The organism is Shimia thalassica (assembly GCF_001458215.1).
Classification (GTDB): Bacteria; Pseudomonadota; Alphaproteobacteria; order Rhodobacterales; family Rhodobacteraceae; genus Shimia; species Shimia thalassica.
The window spans coordinates 114162-139774 of sequence record NZ_CYTW01000001.1; the positions used below are offsets into that span (position 1 = coordinate 114162).

Here is a 25613-nt window from a genome sequence, read left to right on the forward strand (position 1 = left end):
GTGGCGATTCCAACTTTGCCAATCACTCTGCGTCCCAAGCGAGCGGAAGAAGGAACTCCAGTCGATTTCCCCCTTCATGGCGGACATAGCGCACCTGATTTGCCAGCATTTTGACCAGAGCCCATCCGAACCCACCTTCCGGTAGGTTGTAGAAATCCGTTTCAAGCGATGGCAGGTCGCCGTTCGGAACCGCTGTATTGGGCATGCAGTTGCCGGTGTCATCGACACGAATGTGCCAGTTATGCCGTCCTTTCCTAAGATGAATCGTAATTTCACCGTTGGTGCCGGGCTTGAACGCATGTTCGACAATATTGTTTAGCACTTCAGCCAGAACCGTTTCCAGGCGACCCAGAAAATTCTCGGTCTCGCCCAAGGCCGCCAACTCGGCCCTGATGTGGGCCAGCCCCTCGCGCACGGCCGAAGGTTTGCCTTCCAATGTGACCTCAAAAAAATGCGTTGGTGATGTCATGTAACCGTTTCCTGAGGCACCTGGCAAAGCCGAGAGATCAAGCTGCATCTATGCCAGGTTAATGCGCAAGGGCATCGGCCAAGGTGTCGTGGATGTTGAAAACCGTATCCATTCTGGTCAGGCGGAACACTTTGTCGACGTTTGTGCTGAGGCAGGACAGTTCAAGCCGTCTGTCTTGGCCAAGCTGTTTCATCGCAGCCACGATGGCGCCCAATCCGCTTGAATCGATGAAATCCACCTGAGACAAATTCAAAACCACGCGGCCGTCTTGCCCTTCGGTTTCGACCCGCATTCTGTCTTTGAATTGAATAGCCACTGATGCATCAATCCGTTTTTCGTTTACAGTCACGATTAGGGTGCCGCTGTCAGCGTTGCTTGATAAATCCATGATGGCGTCCTCTTTCGTTTCGAAGACATGCTAGGACCCAAGTCTTACCAATCCATGAGCGCCTCCCGCATTTCTGCGGGATGGACCTTGGCCAGATTCCGGTCGAAACTGCGCATTGAAATATCGTTGCAACGATTTGCCGCCATGGCTGGGAAAACTGCACGGTCGCTAGAGGAGAGCGAAGATGAAAAATGTTGTGATTGCAGGGGCCGCAAGAACCCCGATGGGTGGCTTTCAAGGTGTGTTCGACGGGGTTGAGGCAGCGCAACTGGGCGGCGCTGCGATCAAGGCCGCGCTTGAGGATGCCAAGACGGAAACCGTCGACGAAGTTCTGATGGGCTGTGTTCTGCCTGCGGGGCAGGGACAAGCGCCAGCGCGACAGGCCGGATTTGCCGGTGGGCTGGGTGAGGACGTTCCGGCAACCACGCTGAACAAAATGTGCGGATCAGGTATGAAGGCGGCGATGGTCGGATTCGACCAAATTGCGCTGGGCCATACTGACCTTATGATTGCGGGTGGTATGGAGAGCATGACCAATGCCCCATACATTTTGCCAAAAATGCGCAGCGGCGCACGGATCGGACATCAGCAGGTTCAGGACCATATGTTCCTTGATGGCCTTGAAGATGCCTATGACAAGGGGCGCCTGATGGGCACCTTTGCCGAAGATTGTGCCGAAAGCTTTCAGTTTACGCGCGAAGCCCAGGATGAATATGCGCTGAAATCGTTGTCCAACGCGCTCGAGGCCCAAAAGTCAGGTGCTTTTGAAAACGAAATTGCGCCGGTTGTATTGCAAACGCGCAAAGGCGAAGTTGTTTTTTCAGAAGACGAACAGCCCGCTAAGGCGCGCCCTGAAAAAATCCCTCAATTGAAACCCGCGTTTCGCAAAGACGGTACCGTGACACCTGCGAACTCGTCTTCGATTTCGGACGGCGCTGCGGCTTTGGTTCTGGCGTCGGAAGATGCGGCCAAAGAAAAGGGGCTCAATATTCGAGCGCGCGTTCTTGGCCACGCCAGCCACGCACAGGCACCGGGGTTGTTCACAACCGCACCAGTCCCCGCCGCTCAAAAACTGTTGGAGCAGATCGGATGGACCAAAGACGATGTCGATCTTTGGGAAGTCAACGAAGCCTTTGCCGTCGTTCCCATGGCGTTCATGCACGAAATGGGTCTGTCGCGCGATATCGTGAACGTAAACGGCGGGGCCTGTGCCCTTGGGCATCCGATTGGTGCTTCGGGCGCGCGGATCATGGTGACTTTGCTCAACGCGCTGGAAAAACGCGGATTGAAACGCGGGGTTGCAGCGATCTGTATCGGTGGCGGTGAAGGAACGGCCATCGCAATCGAGCGCGTCGAATAAACGTGCCCTTTGAAATCTCGCGGTGGTGAATTGACCTCTGAGGTCAATTGGGGGCACAACACCCCCACGCCACCGATGGGGATGATCATGTCTGTAGACTACACAACACTCGCACAAACAATCGCGGCTCTGACCGAGGGCGAGACCGATGTGATTTCTTTGATGGCAACCGTCGCATGCGAGGTCCACCACAGCGACGAGCGCTTTGACTGGACGGGGTTTTATCGGGTGGTTGCGCCTGAGGTTCTCAAGATCGGCCCCTATCAAGGGGGACATGGCTGTCTGGTGATTCCCTTCTCGCGGGGGGTATGTGGTGCTGCGGCGCGCACCCGTGACATTCAACTTGTGCCTGATGTCGAAGCGTTCTCGGATCACATTGCTTGTTCTTCAAGCACCCGTTCCGAGCTGGTTTTGCCGGTTGTGAACGCACAGGGCACGTTGCTTGGGGTGTTTGATATCGATAGCGACCAACCTGATGCCTTCACGCAGGAAGACGCTGATCACATTGAAAAAATACTGGCTTTGGCGTTTTCTGACGCCGCCTAGTTCACCCCGTAAAGGGCATTCCTAACTCACCTTAATTCGATATCCGGACAGCCTCTCGAGAGAGGGGCTGTGAAAAATGCTGCGTTGCGGTGTGAAAAAATGCTTGGAAATTTCACCAACTTGCTGCACCGTGAAATTGTTACTGAAAATTTCACGGATGCCCGACGTTCATGCTGCACAAACCTCCTTCTGATCTCGAGACGCTAGGTGCGGACATTCGCGCGCTGCGAAAGTCGCGCGATCTGACACTCGTGGATATGGCGGAACGGTTGGGGCGCTCGGTTGGATGGCTGAGCCAAGTGGAGCGGGACAAGTCCGAACCGACAATTTCTGACCTGCGCCAAATTGGTGAAGTTCTGGGCGTGCCGATGTCGATGTTGTTTGGCCACGCCAGCGTATCCGCCGGAGAACAAGGTTACGTGGTTCGCGCCGGTGCGCGTCGTCCGATGGGTGGCAGCACGGAAGGTTTGGTTGAAGAACTGTTGTCGCCTGATCTCACGGATGACTTCGAGATGGTGCATTCAACGTTCCAGCCGCATTCGGAAATGCAAGTGCCCGCAAATCGCCCAACGCAGGAAGTGGGGTATATCATTTCCGGACGTCTGGACCTGCGCATCGGGGATCGCAGCTTTTCAGTAGGACCAGGAGATAGCTTCCGTATCCGTGGCGAAGAATACCAATGGTCGAATCCGCATGATGCCCCCTGCGTTGCGATCTGGGTCATCGCACCACCGGTGTATTGAGGAGAGTGTGATGCTCAAAGGAACCTGCCTTTGCAAGGATATCTCTTTTGAAACTTCGGCAAAGCCGCAAGGCCCGTCAATGTGCCATTGCGGCCAGTGTCGCAAACAATCCGGTGGCGTATGGTCATCTGCTTTTGTGAACGAAAGCGATTTGACGATCACTGGCGAGGTGCGGTGGTTCGACTCTAGCGAAACTGCAAAACGCGGCAGCTGTCCGCGGTGCGGTTCCTTTCTGTTTTGGAAGGCGCACGACGAAGACACAATTAGCTTTGCTCTTGGTGCAGTGGACGGTCCGACTGGCCTGACACTCTCCAAGCACATCTTTGTTGCCGAAAAGGGCGACTACTATGACATCGCGGACGACGTGCCGCAAAAGGACTAACAAGGAGAGACCATGTCTGATTTTCCAACCAAGGCCCGTGTGGTCATCATCGGCGGTGGCGTCGTTGGCGCATCGACGCTGTATCATCTGGGCAAGAAGGGCTGGACCGATTGCGTGCTTCTCGAAAAGAACGAGCTGACCGCCGGGTCCACCTGGCACGCGGCGGGCAACGTGCCGACCTTTTCCACGTCTTGGGCGATCATGAACATGCAGCGGTATTCGACCGAGCTGTATGAACGTCTTGGTGAAGAAGTCGATTATCCGATGAACTATCACCAGTCAGGCTCAATCCGTTTGGCGCACACAAAAGAGCGGATGCAAGAATTCGAGCGGGCCATGTCGATGGGTCGTTATCAGGGCATCGACATGGAGATGTGGACACCGGAGCAAGCCAAGGAAAACTATCCTTTCCTTGAAACGCACGATTTGGAAGGTGTTCTTTGGGATCCGTCGGATGGCGACATCGACCCCGCTCAGTTGACTCAGGCGCTGGCCAAAGGGGCCCGTGACATGGGCCAGAAAATCATCCGTTTCTGCCCCGCAACGGGCGTGACCCAGAAACAAGACAAAACCTGGATCGTTCACACCGATAAGGGCGACATCGAATGTGAAAAGGTTGTGAACGCTGCTGGCTACTATGCGCAGCGGGTTGGCGAATGGTTCAAACCTTATGGTGGCCGCACCGTCCCAATGATGGTGATGGAGCACCAGTATCTGCTGACCGAGCAGATCGACGAGGTTGAAGCTTGGTCCAAGGAACACGGCGGCAAGCTGCCTCTGATCCGCGACGTGGACGTGTCCTACTACCTGCGTCAGGAAAAGAACGGCTACAACCTCGGCCCATACGAGCCAAACTGCAAAGGTCACTGGCTGTCGTCTACTGATGACAAGATGCCTGATGATTTCTCGTTCCAGCTTTGGCAGGAAGATCTGGACCGGATCGAAGACATCGTGACCGACGCGATGGAGCGTGTGCCGCTGATGGCAACCTCGGGTGTGTCCAGCGTGATCAACGGCCCCATTCCATACGCCCCCGACGGGTTGCCGCTGATGGGTCCGATGCCTGGCGTCGAGAACGCCTTCGAAGCCTGTGTCTTTACCTTCGGAATCGCGCAGGGTGGCGGTGCTGGCAAGGTCATGGCGGAATGGATCGTGGACGGTTCAACCGAGTGGGACATGTGGGCGGTCGATCCGCGCCGCTATACCGACTACACCGATCAGGATTATTGCGACAAGAAAGGCATGGAAGTTTATGGCAACGAATACGCCATGCATTTCCCACAGCACGAATGGCCTGCCGCACGCGACAAGAAGCTGTCGCCGGTCCACGACAAAGTCAAAGCCTTGGGTGGTCAGATGGGCGCCTACAATGGTTGGGAGCGTGCCAACTGGTTTGCCAAGGACGGCGACGACACCTCAGAAGAAGCAACCCACACATGGGGGCGTTCGGGCCCGTGGGAGCAGCGCATCAAGGAAGAAGTCGAGAACGTCCGCGACAACTGCGGTGTTCTGGACCTGCCGGGTTTCTCGCGCTTTATGCTCAAGGGTGAGGGTGCTGCCGAGGCGTTGCGTGGTCTTGTTGCGGGTGGCCTTCCCAAAGTGGGCCGCATCAACCTAGTATATATCTCTGACCCGCGTGGCCGTATCCTGACCGAGATGTCCTGTCTGCGTCTGGGCGAAGACGAGTTCGTCATGATCACCGCTGCTACGGCGCAATGGCACGATCGGGACATTCTGGTCCAAGCAATGCCTGCTGGTGTGACGGTTGAAGATGTGACCACCACCCGTGACACGCTGATCGTGACAGGGCCAAAGTCGCGCGAGATCCTGTCAACGCTGACAGACGCCGATCTGTCGCTTGGATGGCTGACACATCAGGCGGCGACCGTCGCAGGCAAACCCGCGCATCTGGTGCGTGTGTCTTTTGCCGGTGAACTGGGTTGGGAAGTGCACGCGTTGAATGACGACATGCCGGCAATCTATGATGCGGTTCTTGATGCGGGTGCCAAGCCGTTTGGTATGTACGCGCTCAACTCGATGCGTTTGGAAAAAGGCTATCGTGCGTGGAAAGGGGATCTGTCGACCGATTATTCGCTTCTCGAAGGTGGATTGGGGCGTTTTGTCAAGCTGGACAAGCCTCAGGATTTCCCGGGTAAGGCCGCGATCCAATCCGAAAAGCAGCAGGGTGTGAAAAAGTCGTTTGCCACTTTGATTATCGAAGCTGGCAACGCGGATGCGCCTTATATGTCCTGCATCTGGAAAGATGGAGAGATCGTTGGTGAAACCACGTCGGGCGGGTACGGCCACCGGGTGAATGCATCGATTGCGCTGGGCATGATCAAGGCTGAACACGCTGTGGAAGGCACCGAACTGGAGGTCGAAATCTACGGCGAGAAGCATCGCGCCGTGGTACAGAAAGACCAACCTCTTTGGGACCCTGCGAACGAACGTTTGCGCGCCTGATCCCATCTCTTGCGTTTGCCGGAACACTTGTTTTCGGCAACCGCATCACCATAGGAAATCGCCATGCTGCCAGAGCTCATGAAAGGCATTTATCTCACCGCACATGGCGGCCCCGAGGTGCTGGAATGGCGAGAGGACATTCCCGCCCCGCGTCCCAATGCGGGACAGGTGCTTGTGCGGGTGCTGGCCGCAGGTGTGAATAACACCGACATCAATACGCGCATCGGGTGGTACGCGTCCGATGTGACTGGCGCCACGGATGGTGGAGAAGTCGGCGAGGCCGGTGGTCACGCCGGAGCGCTGGCCTTCCCGCGCATTCAGGGCGGTGATCTCTGTGGGCGTGTTGTTGCAGTAGGCGACGCCGTAGACCTTCCGATAGGTGCGCGCATTACCTGCCCGATTAATCTGCCGCGCCCAACGAAGACCGCCCCAACAGCCTATATCGCGCTAGGGTCGGAAAAAGACGGAGCTTTTGCCGAGTATTGTCTCGTGGACGCAGCGGACGTTTATGATGTCAGCGCATCCCCGCTCTCAGACGTTGAAATTGCGGCAATCCCCTGTGCCTTTGGCACGGCTGAAAACCTGTTGACCCGAGCAGGTGTTAGCGAAGGCCAATCGGTCTTGATTACCGGTGCTTCGGGTGGGGTTGGTCTGGCTGCGGTGCAGCTTGCAGCATTGCGCGGTGCAGTTGTGACAGGACAAACAACCGCCACCAAAGCCGACGTTGTACGCAATGCCGGGGCCACCAGCATTCTGGAAAGAGGCAGCGACCCGGCACCAGCATGTTTTGATGCAGTTATCGATGTGGTGGGCGGTCCTGCTTTTGCGACGCTGATCCGCGCTTTGAAACCTGCGGGTCATTACGCCGTGTCCGGTGCGATTGCAGGCCCGATTGTCGAAGCGGATCTTCGGGAAATCTACTTGCCGGATATCACATTGCACGGATGCACCTATCAACCGCCTCAAGTGTTCGCCCGCTTGGTCGCATTGATGAACGAGGGCAAAATCAGGCCACTTGTGTCCAAGACCTACGATCTCTGCATGATCAAGGAGGCCCAGGAAGATTTTATGTCGAAAACCTTTCCGGGTAAACTTGTCCTCATTCCGCCACAGGAGACAGCATGACTCAGATCATTCTCAAAGATGGTGGCGCCGGTCAGGAACTTATCAAACGGTCGTCTATGCCGGCGCACCCCTTGTGGTCGACCAAGGTTATGATGGAAGAGCCGCATTTCGTTCAAAGCGTTCATGAGGATTTTATCCGGGCAGGGGCGCGACTGATCACTTTGAACACCTACACGGCGACACCCGAACGGCTTGAACGTGAAGGCGTTGGTGATCTGTTCAAGCCCTTACAGGCCAAAGCTGTTGAATTGGTGAATGCAGCCCGTGATGCAGTGGGTGTTGAAGGAGTGCGGATCGCCGGATGCCTGCCCCCGCTGCATGGGTCATACCGGCCGGACAAGGCACGAAGTCACAAAGACATGCTGCCGCTCTATCGCGAGATTGCCGCAGCACAGGCCGAAGCGAGTGACTTTTTGTTGTGCGAAACCCTGTCATCCATCGCCGAAGTGACCGCCGCGGCACAAGCGGGAAGTGAAACCGGTGTGCCGACGTGGGTGGCTATGACCCTGTCGGACGACAACAGCGCCACTCTGCGATCGGGCGAAACACTTGAGGCGGCGTTGGACGCTCTTGAAGATTTGGACCATGCGGGCGTGATGCTGAACTGCTCGAAACCCGAGATTGTCAGCGCGAATTTGCCCGCGCTGTTGCGACGGAACAAACCTGTCGGGGCATATGCCAACGGGTTTGCGGGTATTGATGCACTTGAAATTGGCGGCACGGTCAAAGATTTGAAGGCACGGCAAGAAATGACGCCCGATGCCTATGCCGATTTTGCCATGAGCTGGGTGGCTGAGGGGATCACCTTAACCGGGGGGTGTTGCGAAATCGGCCCCGCCCATATTGCGGAGCTGGCCAAGCGCCTGACCGCAGGAGGTTTTGAGGTAGTCTGAACCATGACAATCACGTCTCGCCATAAAGAGTTCGAAGCCATCACGCGCCAGATCAAATTTGATATTCTGGTCGCGGATGACTTTGTGTTGTCAGAGTTGGCCAGCGTGGTTGACGTGCTGATGATCGCCAACCGGGTGAGTGTCTCTCCCATCTTTCAATGGACTTTCCGATCCTTGCATGGTGGCTCCATACGCAGCCGTACGGGAGTTCTTGTCGAGACCCAGTCCATGACGGAAAGGCCCGATGCGGACTATCTCTTTGTGATTGGCAACTCCAATCCCGACAATCCCGCATTGTCGGTGGGATCGCACGTGTCCCGCTATACCTATCGCAACGCGCAGGTGTTTTTGTTGGCCGAGGCGGCGAGCCGCTATATCAGCGAACATGGCAACCGTCATACCGCCTTGACGACCCATTGGGAAAACAGTGCCGTCTTGCGTGAACGGCAGGGCGTGTTTGACGCGCAATCTGCCTTGGCAGTAGAAGACGGCAAGGTGGTGACCTGCGCCGGAATGAGCTCAACCATGGATGTGGTTTTGCTGTTGATTGGGCGCTATATCTCGGCTGCTGCCAAAATGACGGTTGCGGATATCATGTTGCACGAACGTATCCGGGATTACTCGACGCAGCAGCCCTTTAGCGGGGTAAAAGGGACCAACACCGGTGACGCGGAACTGGACGATTGTATCGAACTGATGGCGGCGAATATCGAAGAGCCTTTGCCGATCAACGAACTTGTTCGGGTTTTGGGGATTTCGAACCGGTCGCTGGAACGCAAGTTCCGTATGTACCTTGATACCACGCCGAACACCTACTACCGCGAATTGCGATTGAGCAAGGCAAATAACCTGCTGTTGAACACAACCATGAGCGTGCGGGAAATCGGGCTCGCTTGCGGATTCGGGAGCGGGTTCAGCAGCCTTTACAAAAGCTTTTTCGGCGTGACCCCTTTGACCCTGCGCAAACAGCGCCGCCAAAGCCAGAGCTGAGGCGGATTTTTGAGATGTTTCGTGCCGGATTCCGCGTATTTTCGTAATGCAGCCCGTGACAGGGTGACACAAATTCAGATCGTTGGAGAGTATGATGGCTGATCTTCCTACCAAGGCCCGCGTGGTCATTATCGGCGGCGGTGTCGTTGGCTGTTCCGTAGCCTATCACCTGACTAAACTCGGTTGGGACGATGTCGTCCTGCTCGAGCGTAAACAGCTCACGTCCGGCACGACGTGGCATGCGGCGGGCCTGATTGCCCAGTTGCGCGCGACGGCCAACATGACGAAGCTCGCAAAATACAGTCAGGAACTCTACGGCGCATTGGAAGAAGAAACCGGTGTTGCCACGGGGTTCAAACGCGTGGGGTCGATCACCGTCGCATTGACCGAAGATCGCAAGGAAGAGATCTACCGTCAGGCGGCAATGGCGCGGGCCTTTGGTGTTGAAGTCGAAGAAATCTCGAACGAACGCGTTCAGGAAATGTATCCTCACCTGAACCTCGAAGGCGTTGTCGGGGCCGTTTATTTGCCTCTGGATGGCCAAGGGGACCCCGCCAATATCGCGCTAGCACTAGCCAAAGGCGCACGTCAGCGTGGCGGTATCGTGAAAGAGCGCGTGAAAGTCACGGAGATCGCCAAGGACGGACGAAAAGTGACGGGTGTTGACTGGGTCGCGGATGACGGGTCGGCCTCGGGGCACATTGAATGTGACATGGTCGTGAATTGCGGCGGCATGTGGGGCCATGAAGTGGGCCGCATGGCGGGCGTGAACGTCCCGCTTCATGCCTGTGAACACTTCTACATCGTGTCCGAACCGATCGAGGGCCTAACCCAATTGCCGGTGCTGCGCGTACCGGATGAGTGTGCGTACTACAAAGAGGACGCGGGCAAAATGATGCTCGGGGCGTTCGAACCTGAATCCAAGCCTTGGGCGATGGAAGGTATTCCCGACAGCTTTGAGTTTGACCAGTTGCCCGAAGACTTTGATCACTTCGAACCTATTTTGGAAGATGCGATCAACCGGATGCCGATGCTGGCCGAAGCGGGTATTCACACATTCTTTAACGGGCCTGAATCCTTTACCCCGGATGACGCCTATCACCTTGGGCTTGCACCCGAGATGGACAATGTGTGGGTTGCTGCTGGGTTCAATTCGATTGGAATTCAGTCTGCGGGCGGCGCGGGCATGGCGCTTGCTGAATGGATGGATACCGGTCAAAAACCGTTTGATCTCGGGGATGTCGACATCAGCCGGATGCAACCGTTTCAGGGAAACAAAAAGTATCTCTTTGAGCGTTCCAAGGAAACTTTGGGGCTGCTTTATGCGGATCACTATCCTTACCGTCAAAAGGCGACCGCGCGCGGCGTGCGCCGCACTCCGTTCCATCATCACCTGAAAGAGCAGGGCGCCGTTTTCGGTGAACTGGCGGGATGGGAACGCGCCAACTGGTTTGCCAAAGAAGGCCAGGAACGTGAATACCAATACACATGGAAGCGCCAGAACTGGTTTGAGAACTCGGCCGAGGAACACCGTGCGGTTCGCGAAAATGTTGGCATGTACGATATGTCTTCATTTGGGAAAATTCGGGTTGAAGGACCCGATGCCGAAGCCTTCATGAACTATATCGGCGGCGGCGACTATACGGTAGCGAATGGTAAAATCGTATACACCCAATTCCTCAATAATCGTGGTGGCATCGAGGCGGACGTGACTGTGACGCGCCTTACCGAAACGTCGTATCTTGTTGTGACACCTGCCGCGACCCGCCTTGCGGATCAGACCTGGATGATGCGCAACAAAGGCAACTTCAATGTGGTCATAACGGATGTCACACCAGGTGAAGGTGTCCTGGCCATCATGGGGCCCAATGCCCGCAAGGTGTTGGAGGCGGTTTCGCCTGCCGATTTCACCAATGCGACCAATCCTTTCGGCACCGCGCAAGAGATCGAATTGGGCATGGGATTGGCGCGAGCGCACCGTGTGACTTATGTCGGAGAGCTAGGCTGGGAGATTTATGTTTCCTCGGACATGGCCGGTCATGCGTTCGAGACGCTGTTCGACGCGGGACAAGAATTCGGGATGAAACTGTGTGGCATGCACATGATGGACAGTTGCCGTATTGAAAAAGGCTTCCGTCACTTTGGCCACGACATTACCTGCGAAGATCATGTTGTGGATGCCGGCTTGGGCTTTGCGGTGAAGGCGACCAAAGAGAGCGACTTTATTGGCAAAGAGGCCGTCATTGCGCGCAAGGAAAGTGGCCCCAAGAACCGGATGCTTCAATTCAAGCTGACCGACGCAGAGCCGCTCTTGTTCCACAATGAGCCTATTCTGCGAAACGGAGAATATGTTGGCTATCTCAGTTCCGGAAACTACGGGCACACGCTCGGCGCGGCTGTCGGCATGGGCTATGTACCGTGCGAAGGGGAAAGCGCCGCGGATGTATTGGGATCAACCTATGAAATTGACGTTTGTGGCGTAAAGGTCAAAGCCGAAGCGTCTCTGAAGCCAATGTATGATCCCAAGTCCGAGCGGGTCAAAGTCTGATCCCACCATCGATGAATTGAGCAAGCCGCCCGGACCTGTGGGCGGCTTGTTTAGGTTATAGAGAAGTCTTCACCGTTCAGCATCAGTACGTTGTCACGCCTTTGCTGTTGCCTCGCGAAAAGGACGTAAGTGATCTGCGATCAATTGCGACCAAACCTGATAGGCCTCCTCAGACGGATGGAAGCCATCCTTGGCCACATATTTGGGCTCATAGGGCAAATCCAACGCGACGTGGCTACAGTCGGGGCGGTTAGCGGCAATGTCATGCAGCCCCTTGTCCAGTCTCTGCGCCTGACAACCCAAAACCCATCTCAAAGGTTGGGGCAGCAAAGGAAAATGGTGCATCGGCGGGACGCCCGACAGGACAAAATGCTTGATCTTGTGCTGGTGCTTCAATTCATCAATCAGCTTGGTTTGTCGTGCCATAAACCGGCGCTTTGACGTCAGGCGCGTCGTGTCGTTCACCCCATGCACCAGAACAGCGACATCAAACCGGTGCGGGGGAAGCGTGTCCAGTTTGCCAAGCGATGTTTTTGTGGTGGCACCGGTTTCAGCAGCCAACAGCCATTCAATTGAATTATCCCCAGACAAGCAGTTTTCAAGCTGCCCGCTGAGGGCAAGGCGCTGAACCGAAGCGCCCACGCCAGCAGCTGAAGAATCTCCAAGAATGAGCACACGAAGTCGCGGACCACTTCCATATTTGCCCTGTCTCGGGCCGGGAGGTTCCGGAAGTTGCATCGCGGATTGGCGGACATAAATTGCCTGTCCAATCAAAAGGGGGATGAGTGGAATACGTAAAAGTTGGTCAGCCTCAAGCGGCATGGAAAAATAACCTGTTTGGAAGGGCTGGTCGCCCACGATACGCGGGCGACCAGAAAAGCGTTAGATGCTGTTACGAAAGTGCATCTTTGTATTTCAGAAATCGAGGGTCTTTCATCACGCGGGCCATGATCGCGTCACGCAGAGCACCGACCGATTTATAGGGGCGCATAACCACTTCGAACTTGGAAACCTTTCCTTCGTCGTTCAGCGTAATAAGATCCACTCCGACCGCATCCAGATCGCCAATCTTGCATTGGAATTCCAACGCCCAGTCATTGCCTTCGCCCATGATGCGCCGGTATTCAAAGTCCTGAAAAATCTGACCGACATGGCCGAGGATGGCCGCTGTGGGTTCCGCACCTGTCCAGGTCTTGAAATAGGTGGGGGGCATAAACTGGACGTCATCCGCCAGAATTTCAATGATCTTGGTATCGTCGCCAGAAGCAACAATCTCGGTCATACGCGCGATGGTCGGGTGCATGAGTCTCTCCTCCGTTTGTGTCCAAGCCTGCCGATTGATTGATGCGGAGCAAGCATGACGTTGGGTTGCCGTGACAGATTGATCGGCGTATTGCGACCGCATGAGTATTTCGACCCCCTATACCCCGCCACAGGACCCGCTGGACGTGCTGCACGAGGATCACGAGATCGTCGTCGTCAATAAACCTTCGGGTTTGCTTTCCGTACCCGGTCGGGGGGAGCACTTGGCAGACTGCCTGTTAAGTCGTGTTCAGGTGGCCTTTCCGACGGCGCTGCTGGTGCATCGGTTGGATCGCGACACGTCAGGTGTGATGATTTTTGGACAGACACCGCATGCACAGCGTAACCTGTCCATGCAGTTCGAGAAACGCACAACAAAGAAGACTTATGTAGCACGGGTGGATGGGCGTCTTGATCCGAAAACCGGCACGGTTGACCTTCCGCTGATCGTGGATTGGCCCAACAGGCCGCTGCAGATGGTCGATCACGAGAATGGGAAACCTGCCGTCACCGACTGGCGCGTTTTGAAATACTCCGAAGGTGAAACACGTGTCCGTCTGACGCCCAAAACCGGGCGCAGCCATCAGCTTCGGGTGCATATGCTGGCGCTTGGTCACGTTATTCTTGGTGACCCGCTTTATGCAAAAGGTGCGGCGTTAGAAAACCATGATCGTCTCATGCTGCATTCTGAAGAGCTGCGCATCAATCATCCCGAAAACGGGCGCGGCATGAGTTTTCGCGCGAAAGCACCGTTCTGATCCACAGTTTGCAAGGCTCAGGGGGTGATCCTTTGCCAGCCTTCAGGGAGAATGTCGGGGTTGTCCAACTTTGCATCCGCGAACCAGTTTGCTGGCGCGGTGACAATCTTGTCAGGGTTTGCGTTTAACCATGCGCCCCACCAGGAAAATGAACTGTTTGCGATGATGTTGTGGTCGCACAGGCTCATCAATCGCAGGTCTTCATAGTCGGTTGTCGGGCCGTTCAGATCGACGACAATCTTTTCAAACGGCAGGGGAAGGTTGTCTTTGGCCCATTGCGGATCGTCGGAAAACACAAAGACACGTGGATCTTGGTTCAATTGGGGTGCGATATGAGACAACGCCGCATTGTAATAGGCTTCATCACAGACGCCATGCGCCCCAAGGGCAAGGTAGTCCCCGCGGCGCACATGCAGCGAGATCGCGCTGCAGTCGCGAATGTCATCTGCAATTGCACCATTCTCTTTCGACGGTGCAGGCACCGCTTGAAACACGCGGCGTAAATGGTCGGAGATTGCCGAAAAATACTGCTCTGACTGCCAATAGCCATGCAGATAAGTGTCGTCGCTCCATTCCGCGAAGGCGGCATTGTATCCAAGACCTGTCTCGCGTCGAAATTTTGGGGACTGACCGAATGCACGCCATAGCCCATATCTCAGAAGATTTTCATGTTTGGTGGCGGGAAGGTTTGTTGCCGGCACAATGTCGAGGTCAAACACGTCTGTCAGGCGGCGGGTGCCACGTTCATCAATTATTCTAAAATCGAGTGCAAGCTCAGCACCCAATCGTTCAGCGAGTGACTTTCCTGCGGCATATTGGAACATCTGGTTTCCCAGACCCCCGAACAGTCTTGCAATGATCATTGTAGGCCCGCTTGGTTGTCGCATATCTTTCTTGATTACAGAGCCTGCCTGAGAAAGGCGAGGCGGAAAATGGACATAGGTATGAGCATCCACAGCGAATTGAGTAAGTTCTGGCGCATTCTGTCCGACGCCGAGTATCGCGCGTTTCGAAGAGATTACAAAGCTTATCGCCGTGCGCACGGCAAAGGCACGCCCGCAGGTTACCCCGGCCTTTTACCGGGACAAACCGTTCTTGATATCGGCGGGTTCCGCGGTGACTGGACCGCCATGATGGTGGAACGTTACGCTGTAAATGCGCATATTTTTGAGTTGCATCCACAGTTTGCAGCAAAGCTGCAAAAACGGTTTTCTGAAAATGAAGCGGTATGCACCCACGCGTTTGCGCTTGGCAAAGACAATATGGAATTGTCTCTTTCTGACGATGCTGATGCCTCTTCGGTGTTTGTCCAATCTGATGCGACCACAACAGGCGCCGTGCGCAATTTGGTTGAGGTATTCGAAGAACTGAAACTTGATCGGATCGGTGTTGCAAAAATCAACATCGAAGGGGGCGAGTACGAGTTGCTGCCCACTCTGATAGAAACGGCTTATATCGAAAAATTCGACCGGATTACGGTGCAGTTTCATGAGTTCAGCGAAGGAGACCGCAAACGACGAGATGACATTCGTCTGGCGTTGTCGCAGACCCACGACTGTGTCTGGTGCTACCCGTTTGTATGGGAAGAATGGCACATCAAGGGGCTTGGAACCTGACAATCCGGTTCAAAAAAAACGCCAGAGCTGGGCTCTGGCGTTTTCTGTTTCGCAACGTGTTGGATTACTCCATTGGCACGCCGGAGATTGCTTTGACTTCGCAAAACTCTTCAATACCCCAAGCACCACCTTCGCGGCCGTTGCCGGATTGCTTGTAACCCCCGAAGGGTGATCCGTTTTGGCGGCCGATGCCGTTGGTTTCAACCATGCCGGAACGCACCTTACGCGCAACGCGCAGGCGTTTTTCGTCGTCTTGTGTCTGGATATAGTTGGTCAATCCGTAAACTGTGTCATTGGCCATCTCGATGGCTTCTTCTTCGGTGTCGAACGGAATGATCGACAAGACAGGTCCAAAGATTTCTTCGCGGTAGATTGTCATCTCTGGTGTCACATCGGCGAACACGGTTGGGCGCACGTAATAGCCTTTGTTGGTGTCATCAGGACGCCCAAGACCACCCGCCAGAAGGGTTGCGCCTTCTTTGATGCCAACTTCGATCAAGCCTTGGATCTTGTTGTACTGAAGTTCTGAAACAACCGGACCAATGTGGCGGCCGCTTTCTGTGGTCGGGCCGGTTTTGGTCGCTTCAGCTGCAGCTTTGGCTTCTTCGAGCGCCAGAGGATAGCGCGAGCGCTCAACCATCATGCGTGTCGGGGCGTTACAGGATTGGCCCGAGTTCTGCATACAGTGGATCACGCCGCGTTTGACGGCCTTGTCGTCTGCATCTGCAAAGATAACGTTCGCACCTTTTCCGCCCAGCTCGAGGCTGACGCGCTTCAGGGAATCGGCCGCGGCCTTTGAGATCGCGATGCCGGCACGGGTTGAACCGGTGAAGGAAATCATGTCGACGTCAGGATGGGACGACAGTTGCGATCCAACACCAACACCGTCGCCATTGACGAGGTTGAACACACCTTTGGGGAAACCGGCTTCGTCAACCATTTCGGCAAACAGAAGCGAAGACAACGGTGCGATTTCCGAAGGTTTCAGAACCATTGTACACCCAACCGCCATGGCCGGAATGGCCTTCAGGACAACCTGGTTCATTGGCCAGTTCCACGGTGTGATGAGGCCACAAACGCCAATCGGTTCAAGCCGCATGCGGTCGACGCCTTTATAGGGTTTCTCGAATTCGAAACCTTCCAACGCCTCAAGGAAACCGTCCAGATGCCAGCTTCCTGCACCCCATTGGCTGTTAAGAGCCAGATCTTTGGGGGCACCCATCTCGAGACGGATGGCTTCGCCCATTTCTTCCTGGCGGGCTTTATAGATTTCGCCCAGTTTGCGGATCAGGGCAACACGCTCTTCCAGCGGTGTATCCGCCCAAGAAGGAAATGCGGCTTTGGCAGCAGCAACAGCCGCATCCGTATCTGCCTTGTCACCCAGCGAAATAACCGCGCAAACCTCTTCGGTTGCGGGGTCGATAACTTCGAGATCATGAGGCGCTACGGGATCGACCCAAGCCCCATCGATGTAGAATTGGCGTTTCTCAATCATGGTAGTCCTCCGAGAATATCAACGCACTCTGTCAGCGTGATCTGAGTCCCGCAAGAGAGCAAATGCACGGCGTGCCGTAGCGTCATCAGTAAATTTGATCAAATTTTTCAAACTGTCAATATCGCGGCATTCGGTCACAAGCAAAAAAATCCCGAACATGCCCTCTAGTAAATGCTAGTTTAGAATGTATCTAAAAAATAGAATTTGAACCTAACCCTCAGTTCCGGAGAAAAACATGGGTCTGCGCATCAACGACATCGTACCGAATTTCACTGCTGAAACCGATCAGGGGACCATCACGTTCCATGACTGGATCGGTGACAGCTGGGCAATTCTGTTCTCTCACCCCAAAGACTTTACCCCTGTGTGCACAACCGAATTTGGGGCTGTCGCGCAATTGGCCGACGAGTGGGAAAAGCGCAATACCAAAGTGATTGGTCTTTCCGTCGACGGCGTTGACGAGCACGTTGAATGGAAAAGCGACATTGAAGGTTTCGCAGGAGCGAAGGCTGGATTCCCAATCATCGCCGACAGTTCTTTGGCCGTTTCCAAAGAGTTCGACATGCTGCCCGCCGAAGCCTATCTGCCGGATGGCCGGACTGCCGCAGACAGCGCATCCGTGCGTTCGGTGTTTATCATTTCGCCTGACAAAAAAGTGCAACTGATCATGACATATCCGATGTCCGTTGGTCGTAACTTTGCAGAAGTCCTGCGTGCCCTTGATGGCTTGCAGGCCACATATGGCGTGCCGATTGCAACGCCGGCAAACTGGGTTGCGGGTCAGGACGTGATTGTTGCCATGACTTTGAATGACGAAGCTGCCAAAGAAAAATTCGGTGAGTTCGACGCAAAGCTGCCCTACCTGCGCTTCACAAAACAGCCGGGCTAAGGAAGATCGCGCCTTGGAAACGGGGCGCGCTGCATAAAACAAGGTAAAAGGCGGGGTTTCCTGCCTTTTCCTGTTACTGGGGGCGCCGTTTTACCGCTGACCGGTACTTGAAGCGCTGGATCTCACGGACCAATTTTTGACCCGACCCGCCGGATTTTTGCTGCACCGTGGATCCGCTGCCAAAGGTCTTTTCATGCGCCCCGTTTGGCAAGATCGTTTGAACATTTTGCCCCGTGACCCAATGCATCTGCAAGAACGTGTCAACTGGCCGGTCAAGCGTTTCGGTGGTCGCAAGCAATCGTTTCGCCGCATCACGCCCGACCAGCTGTGCCGTGGTTTGAAGGCCAATCACAGGGGGGGTGAACAGGGTCAAACCTTGCTCTGAATCCAGAACCGCCGTTTGCGGTTCGCGGTCTTTTGGCGGAATACGAATGAACGCGTCTGGCACGGCATGCCTTTGGATCAACTCAAGAAGTGCCGGTAGCTTTTCTGGCGCTATTTCAAGATCGTCCTCGACCACAAGTGCGGCGTCCCAGCCTTCATCGACAATGCGTTGCCAACACTTTCGATGGCTCAAAAAACACCCGATTTCGCCGCCTTTCAGCGGAAAAGGGTATTTTGGGCGAAACAGATCTCCGGGCGCCGTCGGGGTGGTGGCCTGCACTTCTGGAAGACGGCCATCCACGGCTTCGACCACTTCGGCATTTGGAAGCACTTGAAGAAGACGCTCGACATTGGCGCCGCGCTCGGTTGATCCGGGCATATGGATGATCAGGCTATGCATGGCCCTTACATAGACCTGCCAGAAGGTGCGGGAAACCCCTCTGGCACTTTCACGAAGTTTGCGGGTGTTCAGGCAGGTTCGGAAACGGCAAGCCCGCCGATGTTCTGAAGCAGCTTTACCACCTCATCAACGCCTTTACGGTGACGCATCTGGCCAAACACAAACGGACGGCCTTTGCGCATTCGTGTCGCGTCGCGCTCCATCACGTCGAGGCTTGCACCAACATAGGGGGCAAGGTCGGTTTTGTTGATAATCAGAATGTCCGATTTGGTGATCGCGGGCCCGCCCTTGCGCGGGATTTCCTCTCCGGCGGCAACATCGATGACATAGAGCGTCACATCCGCCAGTTCGGGGCTGAAAGTCGCCGACAGGTTGTCGCCGCCACTTTCAATCAGCACGACTTCGACATCGGGGTGGCGTTCCTGCATCTCGGCAACCGCGGCCAGATTGATAGAGGCATCTTCGCGGATTGCCGTATGCGGGCAGCCTCCGGTTTCGACACCAATAATGCGGTCTTGGGGCAAAATTTGCATGCGCATCAACGCTTCGGCATCTTCTTGGGTATAGATGTCATTGGTAATGACACCGATGGAATAGAGATCACGCAGCGCTTCGCTTAAGGCGGCGGTAAGCGTGGTTTTTCCTGCCCCGACGGGGCCGCCGATACCCACGCGCAGGGGACCATTCATTGATGTCATGTTCGAAAAATCCTCGAATACTGTGTTTCGTGTTTCATGGCCGCGATGTCGGACATGAAGGCCGAGCTGCCCAAATCGTCAAGTGACCCCGTCGTGGCTTTGGCCGCGACGCTTGCACACAACGGGGTCAGCTCTCGAATAAGGGTTTGTCCCTCGACCTGACCAAGTGGCACAAGGCGCATGGCGGCCGAGATCAGATTGCTCATAAAGCTTTGCAGATACATTTGCGCCGTGAGGTCCAAGGGCAGCGCCTCAAGGTGCGCGGCATGTCCCACCGCCACAGGATAGCTCAACCCTGTTAACGCATTCGCCCAGATCGCCGAGGTCGTCGCACAAAAGGCATCCCCTTGAAGGCGGCTTTCCATCAAGCGTTCTTTGGACGAAGCAAGCGCCCTACAGGTGGCTTCGACCTCTTGCAGGTCTTCGTCTGAGTTTGCCAGATAGGCCTGGGCCAGAAGAATGGCATCATTCCGACCGGCACCACTGTTCAAAACGCTTTGAACCCATGCGCGGGTGGTTTGGGCATCAACCACATCCCCGGCATCAATCGCCCATTCCAAACCATGAGAGTAAGCAAAGGCACCCACAGGAAATGCGGGCGAAAACCATTGCGTCAGGGTCAGGATATCAGTGTGCGTGGCCATGAGTTCGTCCATGCCCATAGGCGCCGCCTTCTGGGGTGAAAGGTTCAACGACTTCGCGCACTGTGGCCCCAATTTTGCCCAGCATATCGCGGATCACGTGATCGCGCTGGATGAACAGTCGGTCTTTTTCGATCTGACAGGGCGTGTGGCGGTTACCGATGTGCCATGCGATCCGGGGCAGGTCGTCTCCGGTCACTTCAAGCAGTTCTTCAGGGGCGGCAACGATGCCGACTTCGCGGCCATCGTCCAGAACAAGAACGCCGCCATGATCCAGAGATGTGGTCTTTGCCAGATCGACCAGAACGGATTGACCGTCGTCTGTCGTCAGCATTTTGCGGCGTAGAAACCGCCCGTCATAGTCCAGTGCCACCTGGGCCGAGAGGGTCGCGTGGGCATGAGAGCGATAGGCGCGGGCTGTTGGGAAGGTTTGGGTCATTGTCGTTTACTCAAAACATGAAATAGCGTTGCGCCATCGGAAGGGTTTCCGCAGGCTCGCAGGTAAGAAGCTCGCCATCAGCGCGCACTTCATAGGTTTCGGGGCTCACTTCGATTTCCGGCGTGGCATTGTTCAGCAACAGATCGGATTTGCCGATATTGCGTGTATTGGACACGGCAACTGTTTGCTTGGCCAGCCCCCAGCGGTTACCGATGTCTTCGGCCTGAGCGGCGGCGCTGACAAAGGTCACGGCGGAATTTTCGACCGAACGGCCATAGGCGCCAAACATCGGGCGGCTGTAAACCGGTTGCGGCGTTGGGATCGATGCATTCGGGTCGCCCATCTGTGCCATTGCAATCGTGCCGCCCAACAGAACCATCTCGGGTTTTACGCCAAAAAACGCGGGGCTCCACAAAACGAGGTCTGCACGCTTCCCTTCCGCGATGCTGCCGATCTCTTGTGACAGCCCATGCGCGATGGCGGGATTGATGGTGTATTTCGCGATATAGCGGCGGACCCTGAAGTTGTCGTTTTCGCCGGTTTCTTCCGCCAGACGACCCCGTTGTTTCTTCATTTTATCAGCGGTCTGCCATGTGCGGATGAGCACCTCGCCCACACGGCCCATGGCCTGACTGTCTGACGCAATGATCGAAAACGCGCCCATGTCATGCAGGATGTCTTCGGCCGCGATGGTTTCGCGGCGGATACGGCTTTCGGCAAAGGCCACATCCTCGGGGATCGATTTGTCGAGGTGGTGACAGACCATCAACATGTCGAGGTGTTCGTCGACGGTGTTCACGGTGAAGGGGCGGGTCGGGTTTGTCGACGATGGCAAAACGTGTTCTTCGCCACAGATTTTGATGATGTCGGGCGCGTGCCCGCCGCCGGCACCTTCGGTGTGGAAGGCGTGGATGGTACGGCCCTTCATGGCAGCGACCGTGTTTTCAACAAAACCCGATTCATTCAACGTATCGGTGTGGATCATCACCTGCACGTCCATCGCGTCGGCAACGGACAAACAGCAATCAATCGCGGCAGGCGTGGTGCCCCAGTCCTCGTGCAGTTTGAGCGCGCAGGCGCCCCCCTTGATCTGTTCTTCCAGTGCCGCGGGAAGCGAGGCATTGCCTTTGCCTGCAAAGGCAAGGTTCATCGGAAACGCATCCGCAGCTTGCATCATGCGTCCGATATGCCAAGGGCCCGGCGTGCAGGTGGTGGCAAGGGTGCCATGCGCGGGACCGGTGCCGCCGCCCAGCATTGTGGTCAGGCCGGAATGCAAGGCGTCTTCGATTTGTTGGGGGCAGATAAAGTGGATGTGGCTGTCGAAACCGCCAGCCGTCAAAATCCGGCCTTCTCCCGCAATAGCCTCGGTGCCGGGCCCGACAATAATGTCTACACCCGGTTGGGTGTCGGGGTTTCCGGCCTTGCCGATTTTGGCGATGCGCCCGTCTTTCAGTCCGACATCCGCTTTGTAGATCCCGCTATGGTCCACGATCAGAGCATTGGTGATAACCGTATCGACCGCGCCTTCGGCGCGGGTGGTCTGGGCTTGGCCCATGCCGTCACGGATAACCTTGCCACCGCCGAATTTGACTTCTTCACCATAAAGAAGAGCATTCGAGCCTGAACCGCCGGTTTGGGCGGCCCCCGCACGTTCTGCGGTCAGGTCACGTTCGACTTCGATAATCAGATCGGTGTCGGCAAGACGCAAGCGGTCGCCTGTGGTCGGGCCAAACATGGCTGCATAATCTGCGCGGGAAATATGGCTGGGCATTAGAGGTCTCCCATGACCTTTTGGTTAAATCCGAAAACGCGGCGCGCACCAGATACTGGAACAAGGTGCACTTCGCGTCGCTGACCAGGTTCAAAGCGCACAGCGGTGCCTGCGGCGATATCAAGCCGTTGACCGTGTGCGGCCTCGCGATCGAAATCGAGCGCGGCATTCGCTTCGGCAAAGTGATAGTGACTGCCAACCTGAACGGGCCGGTCGCCCGTGTTGGCCACCATAAGGGTGGTGACCGCGCGCCCTTCGTTCAGTTCAAGCGTGCCCTCGGCAGGAAACAGTTCGCCGGGGATCATTTGCCGCGCATCCACAAAAAGGCCGCTGCTGCAGACGCCATGATCAAAAGCAAGGGAACCCATGACGGGTCCGACGCGTGGGGATGCATGTGAGCGCCGCTGTGTGCCAATGCAGGGGCGGCGGAAAGTGTAGCAATCGTTGCCAGCAAAGTTTTCATCTCGGGTCTCCTTTAGCGGATCGGGTTGTGAACGGTGACAAGCTTGGTGCCATCCGGGAAAGTTGCTTCGACTTGGACTTCATGGATCATCTCGGAGATGCCCTCCATGCAGTCTTCTACGGTGATGATCTGAGCGCCGGCCTCCATCAGGTCGGCGACGGAACGCCCGTCGCGCGCACCTTCAACCACCGCATCGGTGATCAGCGCGATTGCTTCCGGATGGTTCAGCTTGACGCCACGCGCCAAACGTTTGCGGGCAACCTCGGCTGCCATAGCGATCAGGAGTTTGTCTTTTTCTCTCGGGGTCAGATTCATGTCAGATCATCCAGCATCGTGGGAGGGGGGCCTTGTTCAACAATGTGAGGGCCGGAATAAGGGATTTACGCAGGACAAAGCTGTCCTCGGCCAACACGCGCATAACCAGCACGTCAGGCTGTAAAAGGCTGGCGCCCGCGGTATCAGGCAGCAGGTCGCGAAGAGTGTTCAGATGGGCTTCGGCGTTGTTTGCCACATAGACAACCGAGGCCATTGCACCCGCACCATTGGCGATGAACGGATTGGCAAAATGTGCTGTGACATCTCCCTCAAGGCGCAGGGCGTCCAGATATAAGGGCGTGCCATCGCGGCGAATGTCGATGCGGTCTTTGAGGGTGGCATCGTTGACTGTTTCCCCCATGGCTGCGCGGCCAAGCACCAAAGGTTCGACCAGCAAAAGCGTTGCGTCCGGTGCCATTTCGACAGCGAGTTTGCGATTGAGAGACGATTGGTCAAACAGGATGGTTTCCTGAGGAAGCCAGTTTATACGCGCATTCGAAGCGACTCGAAGATTGTTGCGCACGGTGCCGGTTTGACCCGGCTGTGCCCGATAGGCCCGTTCGCAGGCTTGGGTCGTGACCGTTAGTTGTGTGCCTTGGCCTGCGTAACCTGCAAACGAGAAGTCATCGCCTCCTGTTACGCCGCCGGCGGTATTCACCAGAACGGTTTCAAATGCTGACCGTGGCAAGCGCGGAAAGAGGCACTTCATAGAGCCGGATTGACGGAAACCATCAAGCACGGTTTTGCCATTACGCAGCTTCACACTCAGCTTTGCGTCTCCAATGGCGCGGGGCTGGCCCGTTAACCTTTGTGCTGTCGATATGTGCGGCTTGATGTTGATGAGTCGTCCCCAAATGGCGTTGTTGCACTCTTTTTCGTCGCTCTTAGGCCCGAAACACCATTGTTGGTGATCATTTTGAGGGTGTGGTTAGGTGTGTTTGATTAAAAAATAATCATACATGGAAAAGTCAGCTTAAAAATTAATCTATTGGTGCGATGAGCCCTCAATCAAGGGCCAGCAAAATTGCTATCGGCGCTGCGATGCAGAATCGCTATAGGCACCTGCTGGGGATGTATGTCTGAAAATGTGGGTGTGTGACGACCGATCGAACTGGAACCTCGGAAAGGCCGCCACACGGATTGCAACAATAACTGTTGCAGAGTCAGGTAAGGGAAGTCGGCGCCCCTGCGCAAGTCATTCCACCTAAGACTCTGCATGGAGGATAGAATGAACTTTCTGAAATCAACTCTCGCCGGTTCAATGGTTTTCGCCACTCTGGCCACCTCGGCTTTGTCGGCTGAAGACACTATCAAAGTCGGTGTTTTGCATTCGCTGTCCGGCACTATGGCCATTTCAGAGACCACTTTGAAAGACACCATGCTGATGCTGATCGATCAGCAAAACGCCAAAGGCGGCCTGCTGGGCAAGCAATTGGAAGCGGTTGTCGTAGATCCTGCGTCTGACTGGCCTCTGTTCGCGGAAAAGGCGCGTGAGCTGCTGACCGTGCATGACGTAGACGTCATTTTTGGTAACTGGACATCGGTTTCGCGTAAATCTGTTCTGCCAGTGATCGAAGAGCTGAACGGCCTGCTGTTCTACCCTGTTCAGTACGAAGGTGAAGAAAGCTCGAAGAACGTTTTCTATACCGGTGCTGCTCCCAACCAGCAGGCGATCCCTGCGACCGACTATTTCCTGGACGAGCTGGGTGTTGAGAAATTCGCGCTGCTGGGAACCGACTATGTTTACCCGCGTACAACCAACAACATTCTGGAAAGCTACCTGAAGGGTAAGGGGATCGCGGATGACGACATCTTCGTGAACTACACACCCTTTGGCCATTCCGACTGGTCCAAGATCGTTGCTGACGTTGTTGCGCTGGGCGCAGACGGTAAAAAGGTTGGTGTGATCTCGACCATCAACGGCGATGCAAACATCGGCTTCTACAAAGAACTGGCTGCGGCCGGCGTTTCGGCTGACGACATCCCTGTGGTTGCCTTCTCGGTTGGGGAAGAAGAGCTGGCTGGTCTGGACACGTCGAACCTCGTTGGTCACCTTGCGGCATGGAACTATTTCCAGTCTGCTGAAAGTGACGCGAACGCAGAATTCATCGAAACATGGAAAGCTGCCATGGGCGATGAGCGCGTTACCAACGACCCGATGGAAGCACACTTTATCGGCTTCAACATGTGGGTGAACGCTGCGACCGAAGCTGGTTCGACCGAGGTCGATGCTGTGCGTGACGCAATGTATGGTCAGGAATATTCGAACCTGACGGGCGGTACCGCAGTTATGCTGCCAAACCACCACCTTGCTAAACCGGTTCTGATTGGTGAAATTCAGGCCGACGGCCAATTCGATATCATCAGCCAGACAGAAGAAGTGCCAGGCGATGCTTGGACAGACTTCCTACCCGAGTCGGCTGTTCTGAAGTCGGACTGGAAAGACCTTGGTTGCGGTATGTACAACACCGAAACCAAAACATGCGTTCAGACTCTGTCGAACTACTAAGACCTGAATAGGAGAAAGGGGTTCCT

The 25613-nt window shown here is 55.5% G+C and carries 28 protein-coding genes; 13 read left to right on the forward strand and 15 right to left on the reverse strand.

Annotated elements, in window-relative coordinates:
- Positions 1 to 22: 22 nt before the first annotated feature.
- On the reverse strand, positions 23 to 469 hold the full coding sequence (locus tag PH7735_RS00470) for an ATP-binding protein (RefSeq protein WP_058309383.1): 447 nt from the start codon (positions 467 to 469) through the stop codon (positions 23 to 25).
- A 58-nt stretch (positions 470 to 527) separates the two neighbouring features.
- Positions 528 to 857 (reverse strand): STAS domain-containing protein, encoded by a 330-nt coding sequence (locus tag PH7735_RS00475; protein WP_058309384.1) that lies wholly within the window; start codon positions 855 to 857, stop codon positions 528 to 530.
- Positions 858 to 1041: 184 nt separating this feature from the next.
- Here PH7735_RS00475 and PH7735_RS00480 point away from each other — a divergent pair, with 184 nt between their 5' ends.
- From PH7735_RS00480 to PH7735_RS00520, 9 genes are all read left to right on the forward strand, one after another.
- On the forward strand, positions 1042 to 2217 hold the full coding sequence (locus tag PH7735_RS00480) for a thiolase family protein (protein WP_058309385.1): 1176 nt from the start codon (positions 1042 to 1044) through the stop codon (positions 2215 to 2217).
- 87 nt (positions 2218 to 2304) lie between these two features.
- Entirely contained in the window at positions 2305 to 2763 is a 459-nt protein-coding gene (gene msrC, locus PH7735_RS00485; RefSeq protein ID WP_058311073.1) for a free L-methionine (R)-S-oxide reductase MsrC, read from the forward strand.
- A 170-nt stretch (positions 2764 to 2933) separates the two neighbouring features.
- Entirely contained in the window at positions 2934 to 3506 is a 573-nt protein-coding gene (locus PH7735_RS00490) for a helix-turn-helix domain-containing protein (protein WP_058309386.1), read from the forward strand.
- A gap of 10 nt (positions 3507 to 3516) precedes the next feature.
- Entirely contained in the window at positions 3517 to 3888 is a 372-nt protein-coding gene (locus PH7735_RS00495) for a GFA family protein (RefSeq protein WP_058309387.1), read from the forward strand.
- Positions 3889 to 3900: 12 nt separating this feature from the next.
- Positions 3901 to 6351: a GcvT family protein gene (locus PH7735_RS00500; protein ID WP_058309388.1), complete on the forward strand. Its 2451-nt coding sequence runs from the start codon at positions 3901 to 3903 to the stop codon at positions 6349 to 6351.
- Between the two features lie 66 nt (positions 6352 to 6417).
- Positions 6418 to 7476 (forward strand): alcohol dehydrogenase family protein, encoded by a 1059-nt coding sequence (locus PH7735_RS00505; RefSeq protein ID WP_145865295.1) that lies wholly within the window; start codon positions 6418 to 6420, stop codon positions 7474 to 7476.
- Complete coding sequence (locus PH7735_RS00510; protein WP_058309390.1) at positions 7473 to 8369, forward strand: homocysteine S-methyltransferase family protein; 897 nt, start codon at positions 7473 to 7475, stop codon at positions 8367 to 8369. Before PH7735_RS00505 ends, PH7735_RS00510 begins: the two co-directional genes overlap by 4 nt.
- 3 nt (positions 8370 to 8372) lie before the next feature.
- Positions 8373 to 9359, forward strand: coding sequence for a GlxA family transcriptional regulator (locus PH7735_RS00515; protein WP_058309391.1), 987 nt, complete (start codon positions 8373 to 8375; stop codon positions 9357 to 9359).
- Between the two features lie 94 nt (positions 9360 to 9453).
- Positions 9454 to 11907, forward strand: coding sequence for a GcvT family protein (locus tag PH7735_RS00520; protein ID WP_058309392.1), 2454 nt, complete (start codon positions 9454 to 9456; stop codon positions 11905 to 11907).
- 93 nt (positions 11908 to 12000) lie between these two features.
- Here the strand turns inward: PH7735_RS00520 and PH7735_RS00525 are convergent, their stop codons facing one another.
- Together PH7735_RS00525 and PH7735_RS00530 are read right to left on the reverse strand one after the other, a co-directional pair.
- Entirely contained in the window at positions 12001 to 12729 is a 729-nt protein-coding gene (locus PH7735_RS00525; protein WP_058309393.1) for an SGNH/GDSL hydrolase family protein, read from the reverse strand.
- Between the two features lie 70 nt (positions 12730 to 12799).
- Positions 12800 to 13210 carry a nuclear transport factor 2 family protein gene (locus PH7735_RS00530; RefSeq protein WP_058309394.1) on the reverse strand — a complete coding sequence of 137 codons (411 nt, stop codon included), beginning with the start codon at positions 13208 to 13210 and terminating at the stop codon, positions 12800 to 12802.
- 100 nt (positions 13211 to 13310) lie between these two features.
- On the opposite strand from PH7735_RS00530, the gene PH7735_RS00535 reads away from it, so the two are divergent.
- Positions 13311 to 13967: an RluA family pseudouridine synthase gene (locus tag PH7735_RS00535; protein WP_058309395.1), complete on the forward strand. Its 657-nt coding sequence runs from the start codon at positions 13311 to 13313 to the stop codon at positions 13965 to 13967.
- A 17-nt stretch (positions 13968 to 13984) separates the two neighbouring features.
- Here PH7735_RS00535 and PH7735_RS00540 read toward each other — a convergent pair whose 3' ends face one another.
- Positions 13985 to 14830 carry an alpha-1,2-fucosyltransferase gene (locus PH7735_RS00540; RefSeq protein WP_058309396.1) on the reverse strand — a complete coding sequence of 282 codons (846 nt, stop codon included), beginning with the start codon at positions 14828 to 14830 and terminating at the stop codon, positions 13985 to 13987.
- An 81-nt stretch (positions 14831 to 14911) separates the two neighbouring features.
- Between PH7735_RS00540 and PH7735_RS00545 the strand changes: the two genes are divergently transcribed.
- The gene (locus tag PH7735_RS00545; protein ID WP_058309397.1) at positions 14912 to 15583 is read left to right on the forward strand and encodes an FkbM family methyltransferase; all 672 of its coding nucleotides are present in this window, start codon (positions 14912 to 14914) and stop codon (positions 15581 to 15583) included.
- Between the two features lie 64 nt (positions 15584 to 15647).
- Here the strand turns inward: PH7735_RS00545 and PH7735_RS00550 are convergent, their stop codons facing one another.
- The gene (locus PH7735_RS00550; protein WP_058309398.1) at positions 15648 to 17078 is read right to left on the reverse strand and encodes an aldehyde dehydrogenase family protein; all 1431 of its coding nucleotides are present in this window, start codon (positions 17076 to 17078) and stop codon (positions 15648 to 15650) included.
- Between the two features lie 235 nt (positions 17079 to 17313).
- Between PH7735_RS00550 and PH7735_RS00555 the strand changes: the two genes are divergently transcribed.
- Positions 17314 to 17967 carry a peroxiredoxin gene (locus PH7735_RS00555; protein ID WP_058309399.1) on the forward strand — a complete coding sequence of 218 codons (654 nt, stop codon included), beginning with the start codon at positions 17314 to 17316 and terminating at the stop codon, positions 17965 to 17967.
- A 73-nt stretch (positions 17968 to 18040) separates the two neighbouring features.
- Here PH7735_RS00555 and PH7735_RS00560 read toward each other — a convergent pair whose 3' ends face one another.
- The 9 genes from PH7735_RS00560 to PH7735_RS00595 all read right to left on the reverse strand — a co-directional run bounded on the left by PH7735_RS00560 (position 18041) and on the right by PH7735_RS00595 (position 23934).
- A complete protein-coding gene (locus PH7735_RS00560; protein WP_058309400.1) occupies positions 18041 to 18751 on the reverse strand; it encodes a glycosyltransferase family 25 protein in 711 nt (236 codons plus the stop codon).
- Positions 18752 to 18819: 68 nt separating this feature from the next.
- Entirely contained in the window at positions 18820 to 19449 is a 630-nt protein-coding gene (gene ureG, locus PH7735_RS00565) for an urease accessory protein UreG (RefSeq protein WP_058309401.1), read from the reverse strand.
- Complete coding sequence (locus PH7735_RS00570) at positions 19446 to 20093, reverse strand: urease accessory protein UreF (RefSeq protein WP_058309402.1); 648 nt, start codon at positions 20091 to 20093, stop codon at positions 19446 to 19448. The genes ureG and PH7735_RS00570 overlap by 4 nt, the downstream gene beginning before the upstream one ends.
- The gene (ureE, locus tag PH7735_RS00575) at positions 20077 to 20529 is read right to left on the reverse strand and encodes an urease accessory protein UreE (protein ID WP_058309403.1); all 453 of its coding nucleotides are present in this window, start codon (positions 20527 to 20529) and stop codon (positions 20077 to 20079) included. Before ureE ends, PH7735_RS00570 begins: the two co-directional genes overlap by 17 nt.
- 10 nt (positions 20530 to 20539) lie before the next feature.
- The gene (gene ureC / locus PH7735_RS00580; protein WP_058309404.1) at positions 20540 to 22300 is read right to left on the reverse strand and encodes an urease subunit alpha; all 1761 of its coding nucleotides are present in this window, start codon (positions 22298 to 22300) and stop codon (positions 20540 to 20542) included.
- Positions 22300 to 22605, reverse strand: a complete 306-nt coding sequence (locus PH7735_RS00585) for an urease subunit beta (RefSeq protein ID WP_058309405.1) — start codon at positions 22603 to 22605, stop codon at positions 22300 to 22302. The genes ureC and PH7735_RS00585 overlap by 1 nt, the downstream gene beginning before the upstream one ends.
- Positions 22602 to 22763, reverse strand: a complete 162-nt coding sequence (locus tag PH7735_RS20480) for a peptidase M23 (protein WP_145865234.1) — start codon at positions 22761 to 22763, stop codon at positions 22602 to 22604. The genes PH7735_RS00585 and PH7735_RS20480 overlap by 4 nt, the downstream gene beginning before the upstream one ends.
- A gap of 12 nt (positions 22764 to 22775) precedes the next feature.
- The gene (locus PH7735_RS00590; protein WP_058309406.1) at positions 22776 to 23078 is read right to left on the reverse strand and encodes an urease subunit gamma; all 303 of its coding nucleotides are present in this window, start codon (positions 23076 to 23078) and stop codon (positions 22776 to 22778) included.
- A 1-nt stretch (position 23079) separates the two neighbouring features.
- A complete protein-coding gene (locus tag PH7735_RS00595) occupies positions 23080 to 23934 on the reverse strand; it encodes an urease accessory protein UreD (RefSeq protein WP_503167625.1) in 855 nt (284 codons plus the stop codon).
- A gap of 372 nt (positions 23935 to 24306) precedes the next feature.
- Between PH7735_RS00595 and urtA the strand changes: the two genes are divergently transcribed.
- A complete protein-coding gene (gene urtA, locus PH7735_RS00600) occupies positions 24307 to 25587 on the forward strand; it encodes an urea ABC transporter substrate-binding protein (protein ID WP_058309408.1) in 1281 nt (426 codons plus the stop codon).
- The last annotated feature ends 26 nt before the right edge of the window (positions 25588 to 25613 follow it).

Bases quoted from the DNA above. Each gene is read 5' to 3' on its own strand.
- ureE (WP_058309403.1), bottom strand. From the start codon at position 20,529: ATGACCCAAACCTTCCCAACAGCCCGCGCCTATCGCTCTCATGCCCAC.
- PH7735_RS00535 (WP_058309395.1), top strand. From the start codon at position 13,311: ATGAGTATTTCGACCCCCTATACCCCGCCACAGGACCCGCTGGACGTG.
- PH7735_RS00500 (WP_058309388.1), top strand. From the start codon at position 3,901: ATGTCTGATTTTCCAACCAAGGCCCGTGTGGTCATCATCGGCGGTGGC.
- PH7735_RS00540 (WP_058309396.1), bottom strand. From the start codon at position 14,830: ATGATCATTGCAAGACTGTTCGGGGGTCTGGGAAACCAGATGTTCCAA.
- PH7735_RS00550 (WP_058309398.1), bottom strand. From the start codon at position 17,078: ATGATTGAGAAACGCCAATTCTACATCGATGGGGCTTGGGTCGATCCC.
- PH7735_RS00515 (WP_058309391.1), top strand. From the start codon at position 8,373: ATGACAATCACGTCTCGCCATAAAGAGTTCGAAGCCATCACGCGCCAG.
- PH7735_RS00510 (WP_058309390.1), top strand. From the start codon at position 7,473: ATGACTCAGATCATTCTCAAAGATGGTGGCGCCGGTCAGGAACTTATC.
- PH7735_RS00530 (WP_058309394.1), bottom strand. From the start codon at position 13,210: ATGCACCCGACCATCGCGCGTATGACCGAGATTGTTGCTTCTGGCGAC.
- PH7735_RS00545 (WP_058309397.1), top strand. From the start codon at position 14,912: ATGAGCATCCACAGCGAATTGAGTAAGTTCTGGCGCATTCTGTCCGAC.
- PH7735_RS00560 (WP_058309400.1), bottom strand. From the start codon at position 18,751: ATGCATAGCCTGATCATCCATATGCCCGGATCAACCGAGCGCGGCGCC.
- urtA (WP_058309408.1), top strand. From the start codon at position 24,307: ATGAACTTTCTGAAATCAACTCTCGCCGGTTCAATGGTTTTCGCCACT.
- ureC (WP_058309404.1), bottom strand. From the start codon at position 22,300: ATGCCCAGCCATATTTCCCGCGCAGATTATGCAGCCATGTTTGGCCCG.
- PH7735_RS00585 (WP_058309405.1), bottom strand. From the start codon at position 22,605: ATGATCCCCGGCGAACTGTTTCCTGCCGAGGGCACGCTTGAACTGAAC.
- PH7735_RS00470 (WP_058309383.1), bottom strand. From the start codon at position 469: ATGACATCACCAACGCATTTTTTTGAGGTCACATTGGAAGGCAAACCT.
- PH7735_RS00475 (WP_058309384.1), bottom strand. From the start codon at position 857: ATGGATTTATCAAGCAACGCTGACAGCGGCACCCTAATCGTGACTGTA.
- ureG (WP_058309401.1), bottom strand. From the start codon at position 19,449: ATGACATCAATGAATGGTCCCCTGCGCGTGGGTATCGGCGGCCCCGTC.
- PH7735_RS00495 (WP_058309387.1), top strand. From the start codon at position 3,517: ATGCTCAAAGGAACCTGCCTTTGCAAGGATATCTCTTTTGAAACTTCG.
- PH7735_RS00520 (WP_058309392.1), top strand. From the start codon at position 9,454: ATGGCTGATCTTCCTACCAAGGCCCGCGTGGTCATTATCGGCGGCGGT.
- PH7735_RS00555 (WP_058309399.1), top strand. From the start codon at position 17,314: ATGGGTCTGCGCATCAACGACATCGTACCGAATTTCACTGCTGAAACC.
- PH7735_RS00570 (WP_058309402.1), bottom strand. From the start codon at position 20,093: ATGGCCACGCACACTGATATCCTGACCCTGACGCAATGGTTTTCGCCC.
- PH7735_RS00525 (WP_058309393.1), bottom strand. From the start codon at position 12,729: ATGCCGCTTGAGGCTGACCAACTTTTACGTATTCCACTCATCCCCCTT.
- msrC (WP_058311073.1), top strand. From the start codon at position 2,305: ATGTCTGTAGACTACACAACACTCGCACAAACAATCGCGGCTCTGACC.
- PH7735_RS00480 (WP_058309385.1), top strand. From the start codon at position 1,042: ATGAAAAATGTTGTGATTGCAGGGGCCGCAAGAACCCCGATGGGTGGC.
- PH7735_RS00490 (WP_058309386.1), top strand. From the start codon at position 2,934: ATGCTGCACAAACCTCCTTCTGATCTCGAGACGCTAGGTGCGGACATT.
- PH7735_RS20480 (WP_145865234.1), bottom strand. From the start codon at position 22,763: ATGAAAACTTTGCTGGCAACGATTGCTACACTTTCCGCCGCCCCTGCA.
- PH7735_RS00590 (WP_058309406.1), bottom strand. From the start codon at position 23,078: ATGAATCTGACCCCGAGAGAAAAAGACAAACTCCTGATCGCTATGGCA.